This window comes from Pantoea sp. BS_8 (genome assembly GCF_041954965.1).
Taxonomy (GTDB): Bacteria; Pseudomonadota; Gammaproteobacteria; order Enterobacterales; family Enterobacteriaceae; genus Pantoea; species Pantoea stewartii.
This window is the reverse complement of record NZ_JAVAXU010000009.1, coordinates 87,579-109,103: the sequence shown is the minus strand read 5'-3', so window position 1 is coordinate 109,103 and position 21,525 is coordinate 87,579. Positions and strand designations below refer to the sequence as shown.

The 21,525-nt window shown below is 54.5% G+C and carries 19 protein-coding genes; 8 read left to right on the top strand and 11 right to left on the bottom strand.

Annotation, left to right across the window (positions count from 1 at the left end):
- From RAC65_RS16380 to RAC65_RS16360, 5 genes are all read right to left on the bottom strand, one after another.
- Nucleotides 1–1,332 carry a glycoside hydrolase family 28 protein gene (locus tag RAC65_RS16380; RefSeq protein WP_033739046.1) on the bottom strand — a complete coding sequence of 444 codons (1,332 nt, stop codon included), beginning with the start codon at nt 1,330–1,332 and terminating at the stop codon, nt 1–3.
- 36 nt (nt 1,333–1,368) lie between these two features.
- Nucleotides 1,369–2,184 (bottom strand): carbohydrate ABC transporter permease, encoded by an 816-nt coding sequence (locus RAC65_RS16375; protein ID WP_054634647.1) that lies wholly within the window; start codon nt 2,182–2,184, stop codon nt 1,369–1,371.
- On the bottom strand, nt 2,184–3,056 hold the full coding sequence (locus tag RAC65_RS16370) for a carbohydrate ABC transporter permease (RefSeq protein ID WP_282498374.1): 873 nt from the start codon (nt 3,054–3,056) through the stop codon (nt 2,184–2,186). Before RAC65_RS16370 ends, RAC65_RS16375 begins: the two co-directional genes overlap by 1 nt.
- A gap of 63 nt (nt 3,057–3,119) precedes the next feature.
- Nucleotides 3,120–4,451 carry an ABC transporter substrate-binding protein gene (locus RAC65_RS16365; RefSeq protein ID WP_033739253.1) on the bottom strand — a complete coding sequence of 444 codons (1,332 nt, stop codon included), beginning with the start codon at nt 4,449–4,451 and terminating at the stop codon, nt 3,120–3,122.
- Nucleotides 4,452–4,547: 96 nt separating this feature from the next.
- Entirely contained in the window at nt 4,548–4,775 is a 228-nt protein-coding gene (locus RAC65_RS16360) for a hypothetical protein (RefSeq protein ID WP_152607470.1), read from the bottom strand.
- A 202-nt stretch (nt 4,776–4,977) separates the two neighbouring features.
- Here RAC65_RS16360 and RAC65_RS16355 point away from each other — a divergent pair, with 202 nt between their 5' ends.
- Together RAC65_RS16355 and RAC65_RS16350 are read left to right on the top strand one after the other, a co-directional pair.
- Nucleotides 4,978–5,577 carry a GNAT family N-acetyltransferase gene (locus RAC65_RS16355; protein WP_172913030.1) on the top strand — a complete coding sequence of 200 codons (600 nt, stop codon included), beginning with the start codon at nt 4,978–4,980 and terminating at the stop codon, nt 5,575–5,577.
- Nucleotides 5,578–5,590: 13 nt separating this feature from the next.
- Entirely contained in the window at nt 5,591–6,682 is a 1,092-nt protein-coding gene (locus RAC65_RS16350) for an ABC transporter ATP-binding protein (RefSeq protein WP_033739035.1), read from the top strand.
- An 89-nt stretch (nt 6,683–6,771) separates the two neighbouring features.
- On the opposite strand, the gene RAC65_RS16345 is transcribed toward RAC65_RS16350, so the two are convergent.
- Nucleotides 6,772–7,890: an ROK family transcriptional regulator gene (locus RAC65_RS16345; RefSeq protein ID WP_033739033.1), complete on the bottom strand. Its 1,119-nt coding sequence runs from the start codon at nt 7,888–7,890 to the stop codon at nt 6,772–6,774.
- Entirely contained in the window at nt 7,887–8,762 is an 876-nt protein-coding gene (locus tag RAC65_RS16340; RefSeq protein ID WP_039339041.1) for a BadF/BadG/BcrA/BcrD ATPase family protein, read from the bottom strand. The genes RAC65_RS16345 and RAC65_RS16340 overlap by 4 nt, the downstream gene beginning before the upstream one ends.
- A 273-nt stretch (nt 8,763–9,035) precedes the next feature.
- Here RAC65_RS16340 and RAC65_RS16335 point away from each other — a divergent pair, with 273 nt between their 5' ends.
- From RAC65_RS16335 to RAC65_RS16325, 3 genes are all read left to right on the top strand, one after another.
- Nucleotides 9,036–10,196, top strand: coding sequence for a Gfo/Idh/MocA family protein (locus RAC65_RS16335; protein ID WP_058707832.1), 1,161 nt, complete (start codon nt 9,036–9,038; stop codon nt 10,194–10,196).
- A gap of 827 nt (nt 10,197–11,023) precedes the next feature.
- Entirely contained in the window at nt 11,024–11,629 is a 606-nt protein-coding gene (locus tag RAC65_RS16330) for a hypothetical protein (RefSeq protein ID WP_033739027.1), read from the top strand.
- A 266-nt stretch (nt 11,630–11,895) separates the two neighbouring features.
- Nucleotides 11,896–14,286: a glucose/quinate/shikimate family membrane-bound PQQ-dependent dehydrogenase gene (locus tag RAC65_RS16325; RefSeq protein WP_039339042.1), complete on the top strand. Its 2,391-nt coding sequence runs from the start codon at nt 11,896–11,898 to the stop codon at nt 14,284–14,286.
- Nucleotides 14,287–14,327: 41 nt separating this feature from the next.
- On the opposite strand, the gene RAC65_RS16320 is transcribed toward RAC65_RS16325, so the two are convergent.
- From RAC65_RS16320 to RAC65_RS16310, 3 genes are all read right to left on the bottom strand, one after another.
- Complete coding sequence (locus RAC65_RS16320; protein ID WP_375096891.1) at nt 14,328–15,548, bottom strand: MFS transporter; 1,221 nt, start codon at nt 15,546–15,548, stop codon at nt 14,328–14,330.
- 109 nt (nt 15,549–15,657) lie between these two features.
- A complete protein-coding gene (locus tag RAC65_RS16315) occupies nt 15,658–16,554 on the bottom strand; it encodes a LysR family transcriptional regulator (protein ID WP_054634654.1) in 897 nt (298 codons plus the stop codon).
- 189 nt (nt 16,555–16,743) lie between these two features.
- Entirely contained in the window at nt 16,744–17,112 is a 369-nt protein-coding gene (locus RAC65_RS16310; RefSeq protein WP_006121688.1) for a helix-turn-helix domain-containing protein, read from the bottom strand.
- A 233-nt stretch (nt 17,113–17,345) separates the two neighbouring features.
- On the opposite strand from RAC65_RS16310, the gene RAC65_RS16305 reads away from it, so the two are divergent.
- The 3 genes from RAC65_RS16305 to RAC65_RS16295 all read left to right on the top strand — a co-directional run bounded on the left by RAC65_RS16305 (nt 17,346) and on the right by RAC65_RS16295 (nt 20,492).
- The gene (locus RAC65_RS16305) at nt 17,346–18,005 is read left to right on the top strand and encodes a response regulator (protein WP_033739018.1); all 660 of its coding nucleotides are present in this window, start codon (nt 17,346–17,348) and stop codon (nt 18,003–18,005) included.
- Nucleotides 18,002–19,351 carry a sensor histidine kinase gene (locus tag RAC65_RS16300; RefSeq protein ID WP_375096890.1) on the top strand — a complete coding sequence of 450 codons (1,350 nt, stop codon included), beginning with the start codon at nt 18,002–18,004 and terminating at the stop codon, nt 19,349–19,351. Before RAC65_RS16305 ends, RAC65_RS16300 begins: the two co-directional genes overlap by 4 nt.
- Before the next feature lie 274 nt (nt 19,352–19,625).
- Nucleotides 19,626–20,492, top strand: a complete 867-nt coding sequence (locus RAC65_RS16295) for a nucleoside-specific channel-forming protein Tsx (protein ID WP_006121691.1) — start codon at nt 19,626–19,628, stop codon at nt 20,490–20,492.
- 104 nt (nt 20,493–20,596) lie between these two features.
- On the opposite strand, the gene yjdN is transcribed toward RAC65_RS16295, so the two are convergent.
- Nucleotides 20,597–21,034 (bottom strand): VOC family metalloprotein YjdN, encoded by a 438-nt coding sequence (gene yjdN / locus RAC65_RS16290; protein WP_039339045.1) that lies wholly within the window; start codon nt 21,032–21,034, stop codon nt 20,597–20,599.
- Between the last annotated feature and the right edge of the window lie 491 nt (nt 21,035–21,525).

The window sequence follows — 21,525 nt, the reverse complement described above, 5'->3', positions numbered from 1 at the left end:
TTACTCTGCCAGCAGCACCACGCTGTCCGGATGCCAGCCTGGCGGCAGTGGCTCAGGCCGCTGAATCGCCAGGTGGTGCAGGTGCAAATGTTCAACGCCGCGCGCGAACAGGCCCGGCAGCCCGCCCGGATAGCGCTCCACGCCGTACGCCTCGCCCGTGGTCACATCGACCCGGTACGCGTTGTCCAGCCCCATCCCGGTCGGCGAGTCCGGATTACAGGGCGGGCGAACATCGAACTGACCCTGTACGCCCTGCGCGACTGTCTGACGCAGCTGTAGCTGGCTGATGACGATGTCGCGGATCCAACCCGGCTGCGCCGCATGCAGGTTGATCGCCCCTTCTGCCACACCGCTGAGATGGCTGAACTGAACCTGTTCAACGATCCCCGGTGGCACCTGCGGATCGCGCGTGCGCACAGAAATAAACAGGGGATCGGCTTTGCCCCAGTGGCAGGCGGCAACATGGTGACAGTGAAAGGTGATGTGACTGAACAGGACGCGCCGTATCGCACCGCCGTCCCGCGAGACGATGCCAATGCCGCGGTTGGAATCAAATAGGCTGCAGCCGGTCACGGTAATATCTTCGACGTCATCCCAGGTTTCCGTGCCGATTTTAATCGCGCAGCTGTCGCTGCGCAGCAGGCAGTTGCTGATCGCGATGCGCCGGGCCGGACGGCGCAGACTGCCAGGCTTCAAGGTCGTTTTAATGCAAATCGCATCGTCAGCGGCGCTGAAGTAGCTGTTGCTAATCAACACGGCCTCGCAGCTGTCGATATCCAGCGCGTCCGTGTTGGGCAGCGTCATGGCGTTATCAATGGTCAGATGGTCAATGTGTACATGGCGGCAGCTGACAAGGTGCACCGTCCACATTGGGGCCTGAAACAGGGTAAAGTCCTTGAGTGTCACCTGCTCGCAGTCCTCAAAGACGATCATGCGCGGTCTGTCTGCCCTGGGCATGCGATAGCCCTGTTCGTCGGCCTCTGCCGCAAACCAGGCTTCGGCGTCGCCTTCTATACGGCCTTTGCCACTGATCGTCAGATTGCGCTGCCCCAACGCATACAGCAGGACGTTATGCGATTTCTCAGCACTGCTCAGCGTCTTCCATTGCTGATAATCTGCCAGGTGCCGGCTGGCAATCAGCACCGCCCCGGCGGCCAGATGCAGCTCAAAATTGGAAGGCAGATTCAGGCTGCCACTGCGATAACGCCCCGGTGGCAACGTCAGCCGACCGCCGCCCGCTTCGGCAATCTGATCGATCGCGCGTTGCAGTGCCTGCGTGTCCGGCGTTTCACCGTCCGCTGCCGGATGAAAATCAGCAAGAGAAAGATCCATTTTTCGGCCTCCGTCGTGAAGTGTGGCCTGGTGGGGTTATTTCACCGCGCCTTCGGTCACGCCACTGATGAATTTGCGCTGGAAGAACAGGAACACCAGAATGAGCGGCATAATGACGATCATCGCCCCTGCCATCAGTACCGGGATATCGATGGTGTTTTTATTCTGAAAAAACATCATGCCAATCGGCAGGGTGCGCAGTTCGTCTTTATTCACCAGAATTAACGGGATAAGAAATTCGTTCCACGTCCAGATAAATAGCAGCAAGGCCAGCGTGGAGATCGTCGGCCAGATAGCCGGGACTAAAATGCCCCACAGGATTTTGACGCGCGACGCACCATCCATCACGGCCGCTTCAACCAGCTCTTTCGGAACCTGCTGGAAGGCGCTGGCAATCATCAGCGTCGTAAAGGGCAACGAGAGCGCAATCTGCGGCAGGATCAGGGCCAGAGTGGTATTAGTTAATCCCATCCAGTGCAGTTCGTGATACAGCGGAATGATAAAGGCTTCACTTGGTAATACCATGCCCAGCGCCAGCATCGCCGCCACCAGCTTTTTACCGGGAATTTTTAGCATGGCAAAGCCAAATCCGGCCAGAATACCCAGCAAAATACTGCACAGCACCACCGGAATCACGACCAGCACGGAGTTCATAAAGTAAACGTTAAAATGCCCCTGTTGCCAGGCGGTCACGTAATTTTTGATATTCAGTGACGCAGGCAGCGTAAACACGCCCTGAAACAGCTCCATCTGAGTCTTAAATGAGGTCATAAACGCCATCAGAAACGGCATGATGGTCAGCAACGCGACGACCCAGATGAGCGCACGAGAAATAACCGGAGTGCTTTTCATCAGTAACGCTCCTTCAGGGCCAGATGAATCAGGTAGTTAATCCCTAGCACAATCACCATGCTGAATACGGCAACCGATGAGGCATAGCCGAAGTAGTGCAGATCAAAACCCTGCTTATACATAAAGATATTGGTGACCATCGTGGAAGTGCCCGGCCCGCCCTGGGTCATCACATAAACCAGATCAAAGGCTTTTAAGCTGGCAATCACCGTCAGGAGCAGCGCGATACGCAACTCCGGGCGCAGGCCCGGCAGCGTGATGCGTATAAACTTACGCCGCCGCGACGAGCCATCCAGATCGGCCGCTTCCAGCAGGGACGGGTCCATACGCTGCAGGCCCGCCATAAACAGCACCAGACAGAAGCCAAAGAAGTACCAGGTGGCCACCATGCCCACGGCAGGCAGTGCCCAGGTAAAATCCCCCAGCCACGACATTGCCAGCTGCGGTAAACCGACAGTACGCAGGAACTGATCGATCGGGCCAAATGCCGGGTTATAAAGCCAGCGCCAGACCACGCCCAGCACCGCCATCGGCATGATATAGGGCAGGAAGAACAGAATCCGCAGCACGCTGCGCTCGGTATTGTTGCGGGTTTCATACAAAAAGCTGCATAGCAGGAGTCCGACGCTGATCGGCAGCAGCGTATAAAACAGCATCAGGATGGCGTTGTTGCCCAGCGCAATCCAGAACACCGGATCGCTGAACATGCGCAGGTAGTTAGCGACGCCGGCGAAAACCGGCATGGATATGCCATCCCATTCGGTAAAACTGATTCCCAGTGACGCCAGCAGCGGCAATAACAGAAACAGTCCATAAACCAGCACGGCTGGAAGAAGATAGAGAAAATTGCGCCAACTGCTTTGATTCAACATAACCGTACTCGTCGTAGTGAGATCGACATTCAGGCCCGGCAGATATGCTGCCGGGCACCCGGCTTAGTGTTTCAGGGTTTTTATATAACGCTGATAGTTGTTATCGAAGTTAGTGACCATCTGATTCGCCGTGAGTCGTCCCGCCAGCAGCAGCTGTACGTTTTGATTGAGTTCGGCGTTCATCGTCGGGGTGGCCCAGTCCACATAGTGACCTAGTCCGTCATAGGCATTGAGCGTCAGCCAGACCTGATAGGCCTCGCCTAAGAGCGGATTATCGGCCGGGATTTTTGCGTCTTTACTGGTGCTGGCGGGCAGGAAGCCCACACTCAGCCAGCGGTTTGCCATGCTGTCTGACACCATATAGTTGATAAATTTGGCTGAGGCATCCTGCTGCGCTTTGGTTTTTGCCATGCTGGTCATCGAGAAGGCCAGGTCAGTCCCGCCGACCATCAACGGCTGCTTCACACCCTCACCCGCCGGCATCGCGGCAAAGTGAATATCTTTATTGTCTTTAAACTGGCCCAGATACCAGGTGCCGCTGACCAGAAAAGCCGCCTGACCGTTCTGGAACAGCGTGGCGGCATCATCGTGGCCAATGCCCTGATAGCCAGGGAACAGGTAACCTTTATCGGCCCAGCCTTTCATCATCGTGGCGGCCTTAATCAGCTTTTCATCTTTGAACGTGCCGCCCACGTCATAAATCAGGTCATCCAGCGCTTTACGATCGTGACTTTCAATCTGCGCTTCCCACAAGGTGCTGAGCAGTTGCTGACCCATATTGCCGTCCAGCAGACCTAACATCATTGGCGGCGTGCCCTGCTGCTTCAGTTTTGCCATGGCGGCTTCCAGCTCGCTCAGGGTTTTCGGCACCGCAATACCGGCTTTATCCAGTAGCGCTTTGTTGTAATACAGGCCGACCATTTCACCGAGGCTGGCAACACCGTACAGCTTACCGCTGCCAAACTGACCACTGTCAGACCAGCGGTTACGCTTCAGAATGGAGTCCGGGAAGCGTTTGGTCCAGCCGTACTCGGCCGCATAGCTGTCCAGCGGCAGCAGCAGTTTGTCTTTTACCAGCGATCCCATATCGCCGCCGCCCTGGTTCACCTGTGCGATCTGCGGCCCTTCACCTGCGGTTAACGCCAGCTTCAGTGGAATTCGGGTATCTTCGAAAGAGTGCACGGAGCGATTAATGACGATGCCGGGGTTTTGTTGAGTGAATTCTTTAATGCCTTCATCGACTGCCGCCGTTTGCTGAGGATACGTATAGATATCCCACTCATTCAGCGTGACTTTGCTGTCGGCATGCGCAACGCTGCCCATCAGCAAGCCCGCCGCCAGGAGGCTACGAACCGACGTGCGAAAACGGAACGAACGAACTGAGGAATCAGACATCATGCTCACTTTCTCCAATAGAGGACGGGCATCCTTTCTTCACACGGTCTGCACTCCCGCAGACTGAAGCCGCATAACTCACCTTCTCATCCATAGTTACTTTAATAAAAAAATAAAGTCAAACACCGGGCCGGCGGAATTGCCAGGTTGTGAGCCTGCGCAAAAAATCAACCTGGCAGCCCGCTTATCCGAATAAGCGCGGGGTGATAAAAAGAAATGCAGCGTAATATTCATGCTGATCTTTTCCGCAGCAGCACAATAATCCACCGCCAAAATGACGTAATAACCTGCTGATAAAAAATATGAAAATCCTATGACGCTCACATTTTTAACTTTTAATTTAAACGGGTAATCCGCGCAGGCCTTGCGGTAGCACGCCACAAGGGTGCACGGAGACTGGTCTGGTCAGGCAGAGCGCGGGCATAACGGGAAGCCCACTGACAGCACGGTAATTATTCCATCTTGAAAACTAAGTCAGCTTTCATTAACGTGAGATTGTTCAATGACTGACCTGTGAGAAATGACGATGGTGAATCAAGGTGTCATTCGTCCGGCGACCGCGTCGGATTATCCCGCGCTCTACCGTATTTGTCTGGAAACGGCCAATGCTGGAAAAGATGCCAGTCACTGCTATTCCGACCCTGAGTATCCCGGGCAGCGCTTTGCGGTGCCCTATGCACGCTTTGCCCCGGATTTTGCCTTTGTGCTGGAGGTTGAGGGTGAGGTGATGGGATATGTCGTTGCCACACCGGATACCGTCGCCTTTGAAGCGCAGCTTGCACGCGACTGGTGGCCCCGGCTGCAGGAGAAATACCGCGATCGCACACCTGTCGCCCCTTACGACAGCAAGATCCTTGACAGTATCCGTCAGCCTGAGCCTGCCGCACAGGCGCTGGTGACGCAGTGGCCTGCCCATCTGCATATCAATCTTCTGCCGCCCGTTCAGGCGGGCGGCTGGGGACGCAGGATGATCGAACATGAACTGGCAGCCCTGCGCAACGCGGGTGTGCGCGGTGTCCATCTTGGCGTCAGCCTGCAAAATGAGCAGGTTTGCGCGTTTTATCAACGCCTGGGATTCAGCCATATCCTGCGCAGCAACGCCATCTATATGGGCCAGTTACTTTGATCAGGGGAAGCTTATGACCAGCCTGCGCTTACAGAACGTTAAGAAGTCCTATGACAACATCGGGGTGATTCATGGGGTCGATCTCACCATAAACAGCGGCGAGTTTGTTGTGTTTGTCGGGCCTTCCGGCTGTGGCAAATCCACCCTGCTACGCATGATCGCCGGACTGGAAGAGATTACGGACGGAAAGCTGCTCATCGACGACAAAGACATGACCCGCCAGCCTGCCACCGAACGCGGCATTGCCATGGTCTTTCAGTCTTACGCGCTCTATCCCAATATGACCGTGCGCGGCAATCTGGCGTATCCGTTAGAGGTAATGAAGAAATCAAAAGCGGAGATTGCCCAGGCCATTGAACAGACCGCCGCGCGCTTACACCTGACAGAACTGTTAGACCGCCTGCCGCGCGCACTGTCCGGTGGTCAGCGCCAGCGCGTCGCCATTGGCCGGGCCATCATTCGTCATCCCCGCATTTTCCTGTTTGATGAGCCGCTGTCCAACCTGGATGCCGAACTGCGTCTGCAGATGCGCATTGAAATCGCCCGTCTGCATGCCTCACTGGGCAATACCATGATCTATGTTACTCACGATCAGTCTGAGGCAATGACGCTGGCCGATCGCATCGTCGTGCTGCGTAAAGGCAAGATTGAGCAGGTGGGCGCGCCGCTGAGCCTGTACAGCGATCCCGACAACCTGTTTGTGGCCGGATTTATTGGCTCACCGAAGATGAATTTCCTGCGGGCTGAGATTACGGCGACGCGTCAGGGCGAAGTGCAGTTAACCGTCCCTGATCTGGCCATCACGCAGCTGGTACTGAAGATTGAGGCGCCCTGCCATGAAGGTCAGCGCGTAACGCTGGGCATTCGCCCTGAACATATTCAGCCCGCTGCCGCCACACCATCTGCACAGCAATTTAGCGGAACGCTGTCCTTTGCCGAAATGCTGGGCCATACCAGCTACCTTTATCTGGATGTGGGCATTGAACAGATGTTGGTGGTAGAAGAACGTGAGGCTCAGCCACGTGAGTTGGGGACGGCGGTCAGGCTGGGACTGTCGACCGATCACTGCCTGCTGTTTGATGAGCAGGGGCAGCGTCTGCGCTAAACCGGATGGCGCCCCGGCGCCGTCAGATGACTTTTCCAGCTTCACCAGTGCAGACCGCATCATCGTACCAGCGGCCTGCGTGCCCCTCGTCAGGTCACCGGTTCTTCGTCTGCCTGTGCAGCCAGCAGGTCGAGCAGCATGTTCACGGCGAAACCCGCCGCGCCCAGGGCCCACATCCGGTTGGATTCGGTCAGAAACTGCAGCGGTGTCATATGAGGCGTAAGCTTCAGACGATAGGCCTGAAAGCTTTGGGTGATATGGTCTAAAAGAATACGCGAGGCCATATGCGGCTCCATAGCCAGATAAACGATATCCGGATCGTAGGCGACCGACAGGTTTGCCAGTGAAATTCCCAGCTCACGACCGGCCTCTTCCAGCGCCGCCAGCACATCGGCCGTCGGACGCTGATCAAGCGCCTGCAGCGTTAACGGACCGCCCTCCTCATCCTGCGCCACACGTTGCAGAATGGCGCGGGACGAGGCCACATCCTCCAGCAGGCGCATCGAGCCATCACCGACCAGGCCATTGCCAATTTCGCCCGCTTTGCCGTGCCGTCCACGGTACAGTCGCCGGTTGAGAATGATGCCCGCACCGATGCCTTTGCCGTACGTGGCGATAACGGCAGACTGTGCATGACCCAGTTGCCCAAAGACCATCGTTGCCATCGCCATCGCGTTGGCATCGTTTTCGATAAAGACCGGCAGAGAAAAGCGCGTTTCCAGTAGCTGCGCAATGGGGACATTTTCCCAGTCGAGAACTTTAGACCGGATGCAGTAGCCGTTTTCGGCATCGACTAAACCGGACAGGGCCAGGCCAATCGCACCGACGTGTTTTTCTTCAACACCGCGTAAAAACCTGGCCAGTGCGTCGCCTAACTGACGCGGCGTGATCGCGCCCGCAGGCATCTGCTGTTCCCCCAGCAAATTGCCGCTGAGATCCGTCATGACGATCAGGTTACGTTCGGCATTCAGCTGGATTCCGATGACGCTGGCGCGATCGGGATTCAGCCCCAGCAGCGTTTTAGGCCGCCCCATTGAGACCCGCCGCAGGCCAAGCTCCTGCACAATGCCCTGGGCGAGCAGGCGGTTGGTCGCCTGAGACACGGTCGACATACTGAGTCCACTGCGAACCTTCAGGTCAGACTGACTGATGGGCGCATGTTCCACAATCAGTCGCAGAATGCGCGCGGTGACGTTGGGAGCGATCATAAAGTCCTCAGATTTGATCGTGCCATCATTAATGCGCCGTCCAGCGCATCGTATTGCGCAGCGACCAGGCGAGCCTGCACATCGCTTGCCAGCCAGGGCAAAATCGGGGTTGCCAGCCCGCCCATTAACGCAACCTGCCCCTGACTGATGGCGGAAAGACGATTCACCATCAAACCAATATCGTGAGCGGTTTGCCGCAGTAAGACGGTCGCATGAGGATCGTCTGCATGTGCCGCGGCGAAAACCTCGGGCACCACGCGCGCCCAGTCGGCCGGCATGGCATCGCGCGTCCACAGCAGCATGGATTCCGGGCTGTGATCAAAACGCGCCATCAGGCTGTGCGTCAATGCGGTACGTTCAACAATGGCTTCATGCGCCAGCAGCGCCAGTCGCAGTGCCCGTCGACCAAGCTCAGCGCCCGATCCCTGGTCGGAAAGCGCAAATCCCCAGCCGCCCAGCAGCGTAAAGCGTTCGCCATCCCATGCCGCGCCCTGGCTCCCGGTGCCGGTAATAAAGACCGCGCCCGGTGCCGCCGCATGCGCACCGGCGCAGGCGATTTCCACATCACTGACGACCTGCAGGGCCGCGCAGTCGGGCTGCCATTGTGCCAGACGTGCCTGAACGGAGGCCACATTGGCCCCTGCTAAACCGGCTACCAGCGACGTGTGAGACAGCGCCTCGGGGGCCAGGCCGGCCTGAGACAGCACCGCCGCGATTAACTGTTCAACGCTGTTCAGTGCGGCATCGAACTGGGACCAGACGTTAGCGGGACCGCCCACAGCCTGGGCCAGGAGCGTGCCCTCGCTGTCGGTTAACCGTGCGCGACACTGGGTGCCGCCGCCATCAATACCAAGGAGATAGTGTGATTGCACGCGCTTCCTCCCGCCTTAACTCATCTCGATTCTGTAATCTGCGAACGATAGGTGAAAAAAACTTAAATCGCAATAACAAATAAATATAGGGAAAAAACAATAACTATTTTTTATTTAAAATCAGTTAAATAACAAAAAATACGTACGCAAATCACACAACCCGTTATTGACATTACTTTTTCCATCGTAATAAGTTGGTGGTCAGCATCTCAACCATAACGTCCGGTCAGCGGCGTGATTACCGTTGTCAGAACTCAGGATCAGGGGTTTCCCATGAAAGTAGGCATTATTGGTCTCGGCTTTCGTCTTTCTCACGTGGTTAAAGAGTTTCACAAAGCCGATCCCGCATTTTCGCTGGTAGGCTATTACGATCCCGCACCTGCCGGGCTGCCGAATCTGCACAGTTTTGGTATCGATCCCGGCAAGGCGTTTGACTCCATTGACGCGCTGCTGCAGCACGGCGGCTTTGATTTGTTGCTGGTGGGCTCGCCAAACTTTATGCATCTTGAGCATGTCACGCAGGCGCTGGCAGCAGGTTATACCGTATTTACGGAAAAGCCTGTCGTGATCAATGAAGAACAGACGATGGCGATGGCAAGACTGGTGCGCCAGTACGGTGAAGACCGAATCCTGGTTGGGCTGGTGCTGCGCTATTCACCGCTGTACCACGATCTGTTGGCCGCACGGGACGATCGTCGGCTGGGTGAAATTACCTCAATTGAAGCCACTGAGCATATCAAGCCTTACCATGGCGCGTTCTTTCAGCGCGACTGGCGCAGGCTGGAAAAATATGCCGGCCCCTATATTCTGGAAAAATGCTGTCACGACATCGATCTCTATCAGGGATTAATGCAGGAACGTCCTGTGCGGGTTGCCAGCTTTGGTGGACGCAAATCCTTTACACCGCAACATGCGCCGCAGGGCGCAGTGAATGCGCAGTCTGAGATTTACCATACTAAACCGAGTGGCTGGGCGAGTACCGACGCGGTCTTTGACAGCGATGCGGACATCGTCGATTACCAGACGGCCCTGATTGAATATGCCAGTGGCGCGACGCTCGCCTTTCACGCCAACCTGAATGTCCCGGACGAGTTCCGTCGCTTCTGCGTGATCGGGACTGACGGCATGGCCGAGGGCGATTTTGTCCGTAACTATTTTCGCGTGCACAACGCACGTACCGGCGAAAAAGAGGTTGAAACCATCTATAACGGTAATGCCTACGATGGCCACTACGGGGCCGATGCCTTGATGGCTGAAGAGATCGTGAAACATATTAAGCAGGGCACGCCGCTAAAAGTTTCTGTGATCGATGCACTGGAAGCGGGCCTGACGGCCATTAAGATTGACGAAGCGCGCAAAACCCGCAGCGTCATCGATCTGACCGAAAGCTGGAAAAATTTTGACGCCAACCTGGGAAAAACGGGAACGCCTTAGTTCCCTCCTGATCTTTTCTCCCCCGAGAGCATCAGGTTGATCGCTAGCATCACTGACTGGTACCTCACTCAAACCAGCCCTCTGGGCCGGTTTTTTTTTAGGGCAAAGGGAAACGTACCGTTTCTTACCAGCCTGCCCGCCGACACGAAAGGTTGCTGACAGCCTGTGCGTGAACGACGCTCCGCACCTGCGACGCCTTCATCAGGTTCACGCTGAGGCGCGCCAGTGTGGCTGCCTGCTTACAGGAGCCACATTCAGAGTGGCTCCTGTAAGCAGGCCATTCGGCGCTGCACGCGCCTTGCGGCGTCAGGGACCAGTCAGCCACAGCCCGGTTTCTTCGGGCGTTGAGGACAATGCCTGTACCCGCCCTGTCCGGCGTGCCATACCGTTTCGTACGCCCCTCAATTCGTCCCGCTATTTAGCAATCTGGTCGCGTTTTCTGTCACGATTATCACAATCATAATTACGTGCGAACGATAAAAAAAACCGATAACTCTGCTGCTAACTTTAGCCAGGAGAAAATAAAGCCATAACCGAAGCGGTAAGTCAGGCAAAAACACGACAGTTTATTCTGTGAATCTTAACTGCGGACTTTCCCGATTTCGTAAAGTTATCGCGTGTTGCTAAATTAACATGCGTGCAGTAATCACGTCTGGAAAAACCATTCAACGTTATAATTAGATGTCATATAAAGTTAAATGAATGCCTAATAAGAAGAGTGAGATAATGTGTTTGCCAACAGAATAGCGTATATTCATTGCCGTACTTCACTTTGTTAATGAAAAAATATAACGCACAGCAAACATAAAAAACGTTTCGAAGAGATAATGAAAAATAGCTTATATAACCCTTATATTACTGAGCCTATTCATCACGTCACGAGCCAGGTGGCCGGTATTTGCTATCATCTTCCCAATGCGGACTTTGCACGTCCTGAGAAAATGATACTTAATGACGACAACATTATTTCATTACACAATCACCTTGCAACTGAAGCAGCATTAATGATTATTCCGCTGTGCGATCGCCAGTTAAAGGAATGGATGAATCAGCCTGCGCGTTATTTACCTTTGCAGGATTCACGGGTGCGTATTGGTATTAATTATCACAGTCTTTTGCTTTACCGGGAAAGATTACTGGAATTAATTAACACCTATGCTTTCTGGCTTTTTGATTTCGCACCGCCTGGCGCAGAGTGGCATTTAGTCGAATCTTTTCCCTTTTCCGCAATTGTCCTGAGTGAAACCTTCTTTAATGACAACTATCGGAAATTTAGTTTTCCTTTCTTAATTGAATCGTTAAGGGAAAAAGGCGCCGAGATATTCGTCCGCGGTTATGATCCAACGTTAAGCGCAGAACAACTCGCAGCCGTGAACATCAGCGGCTGGCAATTACAGCGTTTATCGGGCGATCTCATTCCTTTTACGCTTTAACCTTTCCTGCGTTCGATTAGTAATGGATCATATCGAGATGAACCATTAACCCCTTCTAAAGTGTTGCCTTAGGTGCGTTGTTAAGAGTTTTAAGCCAAAAAAATCAAAACTCATACCAATTTTGCTATAACATTTAACACATCTGGATCATCGAGCTTAACGGAAGAGCCTAATTAAGAATGCCTTTAACTTTTGTACTTTATGACTGAAAACAATCTATCTGATTGTTTTCTTGTGTTTTATGGCAACGAAACGAGGTCAACATTATGGGGAAAAACTCCTCATCCTTTAGCGTGGTCCGTTTTTTAACGGTGCTGTTCGCCGTGCTAACGGGTGCGTTCATGTTAATTGGTGGTATCTGGTTAGCCACGATTGGTGGTTCCTGGTACTACATCATTGGTGGTGCAGCTATGCTGCTTACCGCTTTTCTGCTCTGGCGTCGAAACAGTGCTGCGCTGCTGGTCTATGCATTACTGCTGCTGGCGACCCTGGCATGGGGCGTTTGGGAAGTCGGTACTGACTTCTGGGCGCTGGCACCTCGCACCGATGTCCTGGTCATTTTTGGCGTCTGGCTGGTGTTGCCTTTTGTTTACCGGGTCTTTTATCGCCCAGGCAAAGGCCCATTGAGTGCGATGGCGGTTGCCCTGGTGGCCAGTGCAGTCGTATTAGCCTATGCCGTCTTTAACGATCCGCAGGTTGTTAACGGCGCCGTGCCTGCCACAGCAGATACGGCGACGCAGGCTCAGCCGTTGAGCAATGTTGCCGATGCTGACTGGCCAGCTTATGCACGCGATCAGCAAGGTACACGCTATTCACCGCTGAAGCAGATCAATCACGATAACGTGAAAGAGCTGCAGGTTGCCTGGCAGTTCCAGACCGGCGATATGAAAAAGCCGAGCGATCCCGGTGAAATCACCGATGAAGTGACGCCGATTAAAATCCGCGACACGCTGTATCTCTGCTCACCTCACCAGATTTTGTTCGCCCTGGATGCGGCAACGGGTAAGCAGAAATGGAAATTTGATCCCGGTTTGAAAACTGACCCAACCTTCCAGCATGTTACCTGCCGTGGTGTGTCCTACCACGAGTTCCCGGCAGCTAAAGATGCCGCGAATACGCAGCCTGCGCTGTGCTCGCGTCGTATCTACCTGCCTGTGAACGATGGTCGCCTGTTTGCACTGGATGCGGAAACCGGTGAACGTTGCCCGGCCTTTGGTAATAACGGTGAGCTGGATCTTCAGCACAAACAGCCGGTCACTACGCCTGGCATGTATGAGCCGACCTCTCCGCCAGTGATTACCGACACCACCATCGTGATGGCGGGTGCGGTGACCGATAACTTCTCAACCCGTGAGCCATCCGGCGTTATCCGTGGTTTTGACGTTAATACCGGCAAACTGCTGTGGGTATTTGATCCGGGTGCGAAAGATCCTAACGCGATACCGGCGGATGAACACACGTTCACCATGAACTCGCCGAACTCCTGGGCACCTGCGGTCTACGATCCGAAACTGGATATCGTTTATCTGCCTATGGGCGTGACAACGCCTGATATCTGGGGCGGTAACCGCACCCCAGAGCAGGAGCGTTATGCGAGCAGCGTCCTGGCCCTGAATGCCACCACCGGTAAGCTGGTGTGGTCTTATCAGACCGTGCATCACGATCTGTGGGACATGGATCTGCCGTCGCAGCCGACGCTGGCCGATATTACCGATAAAGACGGTAACACCGTGCCGGTGATTTATGCGCCAGCGAAAACCGGGAACATTTTCGTCCTGGACCGCCGTACCGGTAAAACCGTTGTACCGGCCCCCGAAACCCCGGTTCCACAGGGTGCCGCAAAAGGCGACCACGTCTCTCCGACTCAGCCTTACTCTGAACTGACCTTCCGTCCAAAACAGAATCTGACGGACAAGGACATGTGGGGCGCCACGATGTACGACCAACTGGTGTGCCGCGTGATCTTCAAACGCCTGCGCTATGAAGGTCCGTTCACCCCGCCTTCTGAGCAAGGTACGCTGGTGTTCCCGGGTAACCTGGGCATGTTTGAGTGGGGCGGGATTTCGGTCGATCCGCATCGTCAGATTGCCATTGCCAACCCAATGGCACTGCCGTTTGTGTCCAAGCTGATTCCGCGCGGACCGGGTAACCCGGAAGAGCCACCAGCCGGCGCAACAGGCGGTTCCGGTACCGAAACCGGTATTCAGCCGCAGTACGGCGTGCCGTATGGCGTGGAACTGAATCCGTTCCTGTCACCGTTTGGTCTGCCCTGTAAACAGCCTGCATGGGGTTATGTATCGGCAGTTGACCTGAAAACCAACAAGGTCGTCTGGAAGCAACGTATTGGTACCGTTCGTGACAGTGCGCCAGTGCCGCTGCCATTCAAAATGGGTATGCCAATGCTGGGTGGCCCGGTCGCCACAGCCGGTAAAGTGTTCTTTATTGGCGCAACGGCCGATAACTACCTGCGTGCTTACAGCACCGATACCGGTGAGCTGCTATGGCAGGCGCGTCTGCCAGCAGGCGGTCAGGCGACACCAATGACTTATGAAGTTAACGGTAAGCAGTACGTCGTGATTGCTGCCGGTGGCCATGGTTCATTTGGTACCAAACTGGGCGATTATGTCATTGCCTATGCACTGCCGGACCAGAAATAACCTGAACCTGTAAAAACAAGGCGGACTCCGGTCCGCCTTTTTTATGCCGACCTTCCGCCCTTTCTGCCCTGCCGCCAGTTTAGCCAGGCGCACACGCCCACCACGAGGCTGGTCGCCAGAAAGACGGGCCGCATGCCCCATGCGCCGCCAATAAACCCGCCGAACACCGGCCCCGTTACCTGCCCGATATACTGCGCCGAGGTGGAATAGCCCAGCATCCGCCCCACCTGCGTGGCCGGAACAGTGTGACGAATAATGGCGGTAATACAGGGCATCAATCCGCCCAGCGCCAACCCCATCAAAAAGCGCAGAGGCAGAAGTTGCCACGCGTCGGTAATAAACGCCTGCGGAATGAGTAACAGCGCACAGCTCAGCAATCCGCCACTCAGTACGCGCCAGTGGCCGATACGGTCGGCCAGCCTGCCGGCATAAGGCGCGGAAAGAATGCTGCCCAGCGCGGCTGCCGCCATGACCACACCCGACATCAGCGTTATGGCATGCTGCTCATGTAAAAACTGGCCGATATACAGGGTAATGATCGGCTCAATCGACATGTTGGCAAAAATCAGCAGCATGCCTGAGAGCCACATCAGCCTGACGTTAACAAGCTTGTGCGGCGACGGGTCGTCAACCGGCTGAGACAGCTCCTGGTCGGTTTTTCGCACCGGCGGCCGCGCTTTCAGTAAAAAGGTCGTCGCCAGAAAGGCCACAAAGATGATCGCCCCCATCAGCCAGAAGGTCGCTCTGATCCCTATCAGCGGCGGCAGGACGCCACCCAGCAGCGGACCAACAATGTTACCGGCCATCATGCCGGATGCCAGCACACCCAGAGCCCATCCGGTGTGCGCTTTGGGCGTTTGTGCCGCAATTAAAATGGTCGAACCGGAGGCATAACCGCCCAGTAATCCCGCCAGTAAACGCAGCGCCACCAGTTGCCAGGCCGCCGTCGCCATGCCCGTCAGCGCCATGGCTACTGCCATACCCAGACTGGCGCGGATGAGCATCAGCTTACGTCCGTAGCGATCGGCCAGTTTCCCCCACAGCGGCGCGGTTAAGGCCGCACTGAAGAAGGTGGCACCATAGGCGATGCCCGACCAGCGAGCAATTGCAGCGGGTGCGTTGACGCCAAGCTGTTGCACATACAACGGCAAAAACGGCAGCAGAAGCGTCATCGCTACCAGTGTGATAAAGGAACCGAATACGCAAACCCACAAGTTGCGTTGCCAGTGTTCAGAGTCAGGTGCTTCCGACGCGGTTGCCATGCGATATCCCCCTTATGTTCAGGGATTCAGGCTACCAATGGTCACGAGACAACAACAGTGAGGGCGGGATATTTGTCTGCTGGCATAGTTTGTTGCTGTATTGCAACAATCAGCGACCACTGAGCTGGCTGATAAGCACATCACAGAGCAGATTGACCGCGGAAACCGCCAGACTGTCCTGATGCACCAGCAGGTAACTCTGCAAGCGATCCATCTGCCACTCTGACAGCACCTGCACAATCGTGCCCTGCGCCAAGGCTTCCTGCACCATGTACGAAGGCAAATAGGCAATACCCGTGCCTGCCAGCGCGGCATTCAACAAAGCCATGCTGTTGTTAGCGCGAAAGCGGCTGCGGACATCCACCGCCAGGCGCTGTTTATCACGGCGAAAAGGCAGCGCAGCCGTATGTGCCGGACCGTGGAACATCAATAAATCATGGCGTGGTAACAGGCGAGGATGCGAGATAGCAGGATGCTGCGCCAGATAAGCCGGGGCGGCATACAGCCCCCAGTGGATATCGTTCAGTACCCGGAAATTGCCCTGACGTGGCGCATGAGCGCGGATGATAACCGCGACATCCACGCCTTCGCCCATCGTCTCGTCGTTGTTATCCGTCAGACTGAGGTCGACGTTGATGTGCAGATGACCGCGCAGAAAGCGATTGAGGATGGGAACGATGCACTGACAGCCGAAGGTAACGGGAGCCTGCAGGCGCACATGTCCAACGGGATGTTGATGCGTCTCCTGAACAAACGCCTCTGCCCGCTGCATTTCATCCAGCATGCGCACGCAGTAGGGATAGTAAGCCTGGCCTAATTCGGTCAGGGTCATCCTGCGGGTGGTGCGCTGCAGTAAACGGATCCCCAACCGTTGTTCCAGTCCGGCGATCTCCCGACTGATGTGGGATTTTGACACGCCGAGTACGCGCGCGGCTTCTGTGAAGCTTTTTAGTTCAACCACGCGTGCAAACACCATCATGGCGATGAGGTTATCGCTGTTATTCATGGGCTTCCTGCGGACATCGCGGCATGCTGCCGCCGGGTGCAACATGGCAGGCGCGCCATGTATCAGGCGTTAAGCATAAAGGAACGTCAGGAAAGCTGACAACATCACGGCGGAAAGGAGGCAGAACATCGCGCGGGCGATGTATGGACATTGCCACAAGCGATCAGGATGGCAATGTCCATACAGAGACTAACTGGCCATGGCGAGAGGAAACAACAAGCGATCCGGTTCAACACGGCGCTGGCGTCGTAACTGGCCGGGCGTCATCATAAAATAGTTTTTAAAGGTGCGCGTGTAGGCCTGTTGCGTATCAAAGCCGTAGTTCATCGCCACCTGCAGGATCGCTTCATTGCTGTTGAGCAGCGTCAGGGCCGATTCGGTCAGGCGGCGCTGGCGGATGTACTCGGCAAGTGAGAAACCGGTGTGCTGGCGAAACAAACGCTGTAAGTGCCAACGGGAATAGCCCGCCCGGCGGGCGACTTCGTCCAGATGCAGATCGTGTCCTAAATTGCTTTCTATCCATTCCAGCAAACTACGAATAAACTCGCGCTGATTCATGGTGTTCTCCTGGTTAAAGCAGATGTGCAGGAACACACTTTAGCGCGCTAAATTTATCCCTTAATTAGCGGAAAATTAGCGCAGAATTAGCAAAGCGCTCCATGCCTGCACCGACGCCAGGTTTTGTCGCCTTCCCGGCCAGTGCGGTAAGAGTGCTGAGGCTGGTAACAGCAATAATTCTGCGCTAATAATCCAGCGCTACACTGGGGTCATTTTTCTGGGGGACGTCATCCATGCGCGTGTTGCTGGTTGAAGATGATGAAATGATCGGTGCCAATTTACAGCAGGCGCTGGAAGCCGCGGGCTGGTCTGTCGACTGGGTACGCGATGGCGTGTATGCGCACAATGCCTGGAGCGAAGGCGGTTACAGTTGCGTGCTGCTTGACCTCGGTCTGCCTCGCGACGACGGGTTGCAGGTGCTCAGACGCGCACGTGGGCGCGGTGATGCCACACCGGTATTAATTCTGACCGCACGCGACACGGTCGCTCAGCGGGTGCAGGGCCTGGATTACGGGGCAGATGACTATTTGCTCAAACCCTTTGATCTGCAGGAAGTCATGGCCCGTATGCGCGCGATCACCCGACGCCACCATGGTTCTGCCGATTCGGTGCTGGGCAGCGGCGATGTTCAACTGGATATGTTGACCCGCGAAGTCCTGTACAAAGGGCAGCGTGAACAGCTCACCGCCCGGGAATATGCCCTGCTTTATGCTCTGCTCGAGCGGCCCGGTGCCATTCTGTCACGTGAACAGCTGGAAAACCGTATCTACGGCTGGGGCGAAGAAGTCAGCAGCAATGCCGTGGACGTTCTTATCCACGGGATGCGGCGCAAGCTGGATAATGATGTGATTCGCAACGTGCGTGGGCTGGGCTGGCGAGTACCGGCAATATGAAAATCTTTATGCGTTCATTACGAAATAAATTACTCAGTACCCTGCTGTTGATTCATTTACTGATGATTGGTGGCGTCGCCTGGTATTTTTTTAACTGCTACGGCGAAATGGTTGGCGTCATTAAGGACGAACAGCTCGCCAAGCTGGCCGATGCGTGGTCCGTTAACCGTGAAATCCCCCCGTTGATGCCGGTGATTGCGCCTGCGCATAAGATCAAAAGTGCCTTTGTCATTCAGCTGTGGGATGCGCAGGGCCGGTTACGATCCAGCTCATGGCCAGAGCTGCATGCGCCCTTACAGCCGGAAAATGGCTACAAAGACGTGCAGATCGGTGACTGCCGCGACTGTGAATGGCGCATTTACACCCGTTCCGGTCAGCCAGGCAGTGAGATTAAAACCATTCAGGTCATGCTGAACCTGAGCTACATGAAAGAGATGATGGTGCGACGGGCGCTGTCGGCGATTATTCCGCTGATTTTGATGATGCCGCTGTCGCTGCTGGTCATCTGGCTGGTCGTGCGCAAGATCACCCGGGATTTGCGCGTTGCCTCGCGAGAAATCGCCGCCCAGGATGCGCACCATCCCCACAGCGTATCGCCGGAACGGCTGCCCGACGAAATTCAGCCCCTGGTTGAGGCCTACAACTCCTTACTGGATAAACTGCGTGCCGCCTGGTCTTCACAACGTCAGTTTATGGAAGATGCCGCTCATGAACTGCGGACGCCGGTCACCGCCGTCACGCTGCAACTGGAAAATCTGCGTCAGCACATTCAACCCGGCGAGGCCAGCCGTCAGTTCGCTCAACTGGAATCAGGTGTGACCCGCACGCGCCATCTGGTCACTCAACTGCTGAATATGTCGCGCTGGGAAGATCAGTCAGTCGTCGCGCACCTCGAAAATATCGATCTGGAAGATGTGCTGAAAGAGAGTATTGAACAGCTCATGGTTGTGGCGGATAAACGCGGTATCGACATTGGCTTTAGCGGCACCACGCACTATCGACTGCAGGCCGGGCGTTCCGAACTTCGCAGCCTGTTTGATAATCTGATTGGCAACGCGATGTTACATACGCCTGAAGGCAGCATGGTCGATGTGCTGCTGCATCGTGTGGCGGGACAAACCGTTGTCGACATCGTTGATAACGGTCCGGGTGTACCGGAATCCTTTCTTGAACGCGCATTCGATCGCTTTGCCCGTTCACCCGACGTTAAAGCGCAGGGCAGCGGTTTAGGTCTGTCTATCGTGCGCAGCGTCGCCCAGAAACACCATATCGTCGTTGCCCTTGCCAACTGTCGGGACGCACAAGGCCTGCGCTGCGGTTTTCAGGTGCGCGTTACCTTTCCCTGATTCCTGCCGATCGATTCGGAACCCGACAACGTAAACGGTTGCCTGGTTCCGTTCGCCACAACCCTATATTGTGACAATCATCACAATTATGATGAATTGTTATGCAACACATTTTGACAAATGTGATCAAAAGCTATTTTCTATCTCTCTGTTACAGGCACGCTACGCTAACTAAAACAGGCGGCCTGAGTACATTACTGCCCAACCTTTGGGATTGATTTCCAAACAGCACGCAAACGATTGTCTTGCGTATGAAAACCAGTGGTCAAATATAATGAAATTTAAAACGTTAGTTGCAGGTGCCCTGCTGGCAGGCTCCCTGAACGGTGCAGTGCAGGCTGCAGAAAACGATCCCCAGTACCTTTCCGACTGGTGGCATCAGAGCGTCAACGTGGTGGGCAGTTACCACACCCGCTTCGGGCCCCAGTTCAATAACGATGTCTATCTGGAATACGAAGCGTTCGCCAAAAAAGACTGGTTTGATTTTTACGGCTACGTTGACCTGCCAAACTTCTTTGGCGTAGGTAACAACAACGCCAACGGTATTTTCGACCACGGTTCACCGCTGTTCATGGAAATCGAACCGCGTTTCTCTATTGATAAACTGACCGGCACCAGCCTGGCTTTCGGTCCGTTTAAAGAGTGGTATTTTGCCAACAACTATATCTACGATATGGGCCGTAACAGCGCAAACCGCCAGAACACCTGGTACATGGGCCTGGGCACCGACATCGATACGCACAGCGATATCGGTCTGTCACTGAACGTCTATGCCAAGTACCAGTGGGAAAACTACGGTGCTGCGAACGAAGACAGCTGGGACGGCTATCGCTTTAAGGTGAAGTATTTCGTGCCAATCACCACACTGTGGGGTGGTAACCTGGGCTATGTAGGCTTTACCAACTTCGACTGGGGCTCAGACTTGCGTGATAAGACCGGGCCGATCCGTACCAGTAATTCCATCGCCTCCAGTCATATCCTGTCACTGGGCTACGAGCACTGGCACTTCTCTGCTGTGGCGCGTTACTTCCATAACGGCGGTCAGTGGGGAGACGGTCAGGAGTTAGGTTTTGGCAGCAGCGCGTCTGAAATTAAATCAACGGGCTGGGGTTACTATCTGGTGGCTGGCTATAACTTCTGATCAGTTTGTTGCAAGACAGGCACGGTAATTGACGGTGGCCTTCCCCCTGGGAAGGCCACTGTTGTATGCGCCATCCAACGCCGTTGAACGGCATCACCGACAAATTACTCGTCTGATTTAACAACGTTAATGCGCCACGGAATATTGAATTTATCAATAAACATGGCGAAGCCATCAGACCAGAAAGTTTTTTGCCACGGTGTGGTCACTTTCCCGCCTGCCGACAGCTTTTCAAACCAGGCTTTACCCTGTTCTGCATCCGTGGTCGCCAGACTGACCGCATAGCCTGCGTGCTCTGACGCCGGTGGCTGGTCAGGATTGCCGTCACTCATCATCAGTTCGCCCTGCCCGATACGCAGATGCGCATGCATAATTTTTTCAGGTGGCAACGGGGGTGCAGACTGGTCGCCAATCTGTTCACCCTGCTCCGGCATATCACCAAACGTCATTTTTTGCAGCAGCTGTCCACCTGTTGCCTGCAAATAGAATTCCATCGCCTCTTCACAGCGACCATAGAGAAACAAATAAGGACATACTTGCATTATTACCTCGATACAGGTGAGTAGAAACTTCCTTATAAAGAAGTAATAAGTGTAGACGACAGCGTAGAGAAGAGGATTCATAATGGCGCAAAGAATCTCCTTTCAGAGGATTTACCCAATCGCCTGAGATGTCGCACCCGTTTTTTCAATTAAATCAATGCCTGATACGCTAATAATGTTTTACGTGTCAATAACCATATTATCTCACAGGCAATAGTCACCTTTATTTACTACTGCAAGAATTAAAATTAACCATTAAATTACTATAACTTAAAATAAATAATAAATGAACTGTTCAGACAAATGCTGACAACCGCACTTTCCTGCTTTGCACTTCCTCGTTGACTCAACCTATTACTGGACCTGAAAACCATACCGCCGGCGTTAACGCATGAAATAACCGAAGCGGCAAGCGAAACGTCAACCTGATAATAGTGAATCAGTTGGTTCATTATTTCGCTTATGTTTTATGCACTTAATTCTGTGCTTAT

Excerpts from the sequence above, each read along its gene's own strand:
- RAC65_RS16295 (WP_006121691.1), top strand. The coding sequence starts at position 19,626 with ATGAAATTTAAAACGTTAGTTGCAGGTGCCCTGCTGGCAGGCTCCCTG.
- RAC65_RS16335 (WP_058707832.1), top strand. The coding sequence starts at position 9,036 with ATGAAAGTAGGCATTATTGGTCTCGGCTTTCGTCTTTCTCACGTGGTT.
- RAC65_RS16325 (WP_039339042.1), top strand. The coding sequence starts at position 11,896 with ATGGGGAAAAACTCCTCATCCTTTAGCGTGGTCCGTTTTTTAACGGTG.
- RAC65_RS16365 (WP_033739253.1), bottom strand. The coding sequence starts at position 4,451 with ATGTCTGATTCCTCAGTTCGTTCGTTCCGTTTTCGCACGTCGGTTCGT.
- RAC65_RS16330 (WP_033739027.1), top strand. The coding sequence starts at position 11,024 with ATGAAAAATAGCTTATATAACCCTTATATTACTGAGCCTATTCATCAC.
- RAC65_RS16370 (WP_282498374.1), bottom strand. The coding sequence starts at position 3,056 with ATGTTGAATCAAAGCAGTTGGCGCAATTTTCTCTATCTTCTTCCAGCC.
- yjdN (WP_039339045.1), bottom strand. The coding sequence starts at position 21,034 with ATGCAAGTATGTCCTTATTTGTTTCTCTATGGTCGCTGTGAAGAGGCG.
- RAC65_RS16320 (WP_375096891.1), bottom strand. The coding sequence starts at position 15,548 with ATGGCAACCGCGTCGGAAGCACCTGACTCTGAACACTGGCAACGCAAC.
- RAC65_RS16350 (WP_033739035.1), top strand. The coding sequence starts at position 5,591 with ATGACCAGCCTGCGCTTACAGAACGTTAAGAAGTCCTATGACAACATC.
- RAC65_RS16345 (WP_033739033.1), bottom strand. The coding sequence starts at position 7,890 with ATGATCGCTCCCAACGTCACCGCGCGCATTCTGCGACTGATTGTGGAA.
- RAC65_RS16355 (WP_172913030.1), top strand. The coding sequence starts at position 4,978 with ATGGTGAATCAAGGTGTCATTCGTCCGGCGACCGCGTCGGATTATCCC.
- RAC65_RS16315 (WP_054634654.1), bottom strand. The coding sequence starts at position 16,554 with ATGAATAACAGCGATAACCTCATCGCCATGATGGTGTTTGCACGCGTG.
- RAC65_RS16310 (WP_006121688.1), bottom strand. The coding sequence starts at position 17,112 with ATGAATCAGCGCGAGTTTATTCGTAGTTTGCTGGAATGGATAGAAAGC.
- RAC65_RS16380 (WP_033739046.1), bottom strand. The coding sequence starts at position 1,332 with ATGGATCTTTCTCTTGCTGATTTTCATCCGGCAGCGGACGGTGAAACG.
- RAC65_RS16305 (WP_033739018.1), top strand. The coding sequence starts at position 17,346 with ATGCGCGTGTTGCTGGTTGAAGATGATGAAATGATCGGTGCCAATTTA.
- RAC65_RS16300 (WP_375096890.1), top strand. The coding sequence starts at position 18,002 with ATGAAAATCTTTATGCGTTCATTACGAAATAAATTACTCAGTACCCTG.
- RAC65_RS16375 (WP_054634647.1), bottom strand. The coding sequence starts at position 2,184 with ATGAAAAGCACTCCGGTTATTTCTCGTGCGCTCATCTGGGTCGTCGCG.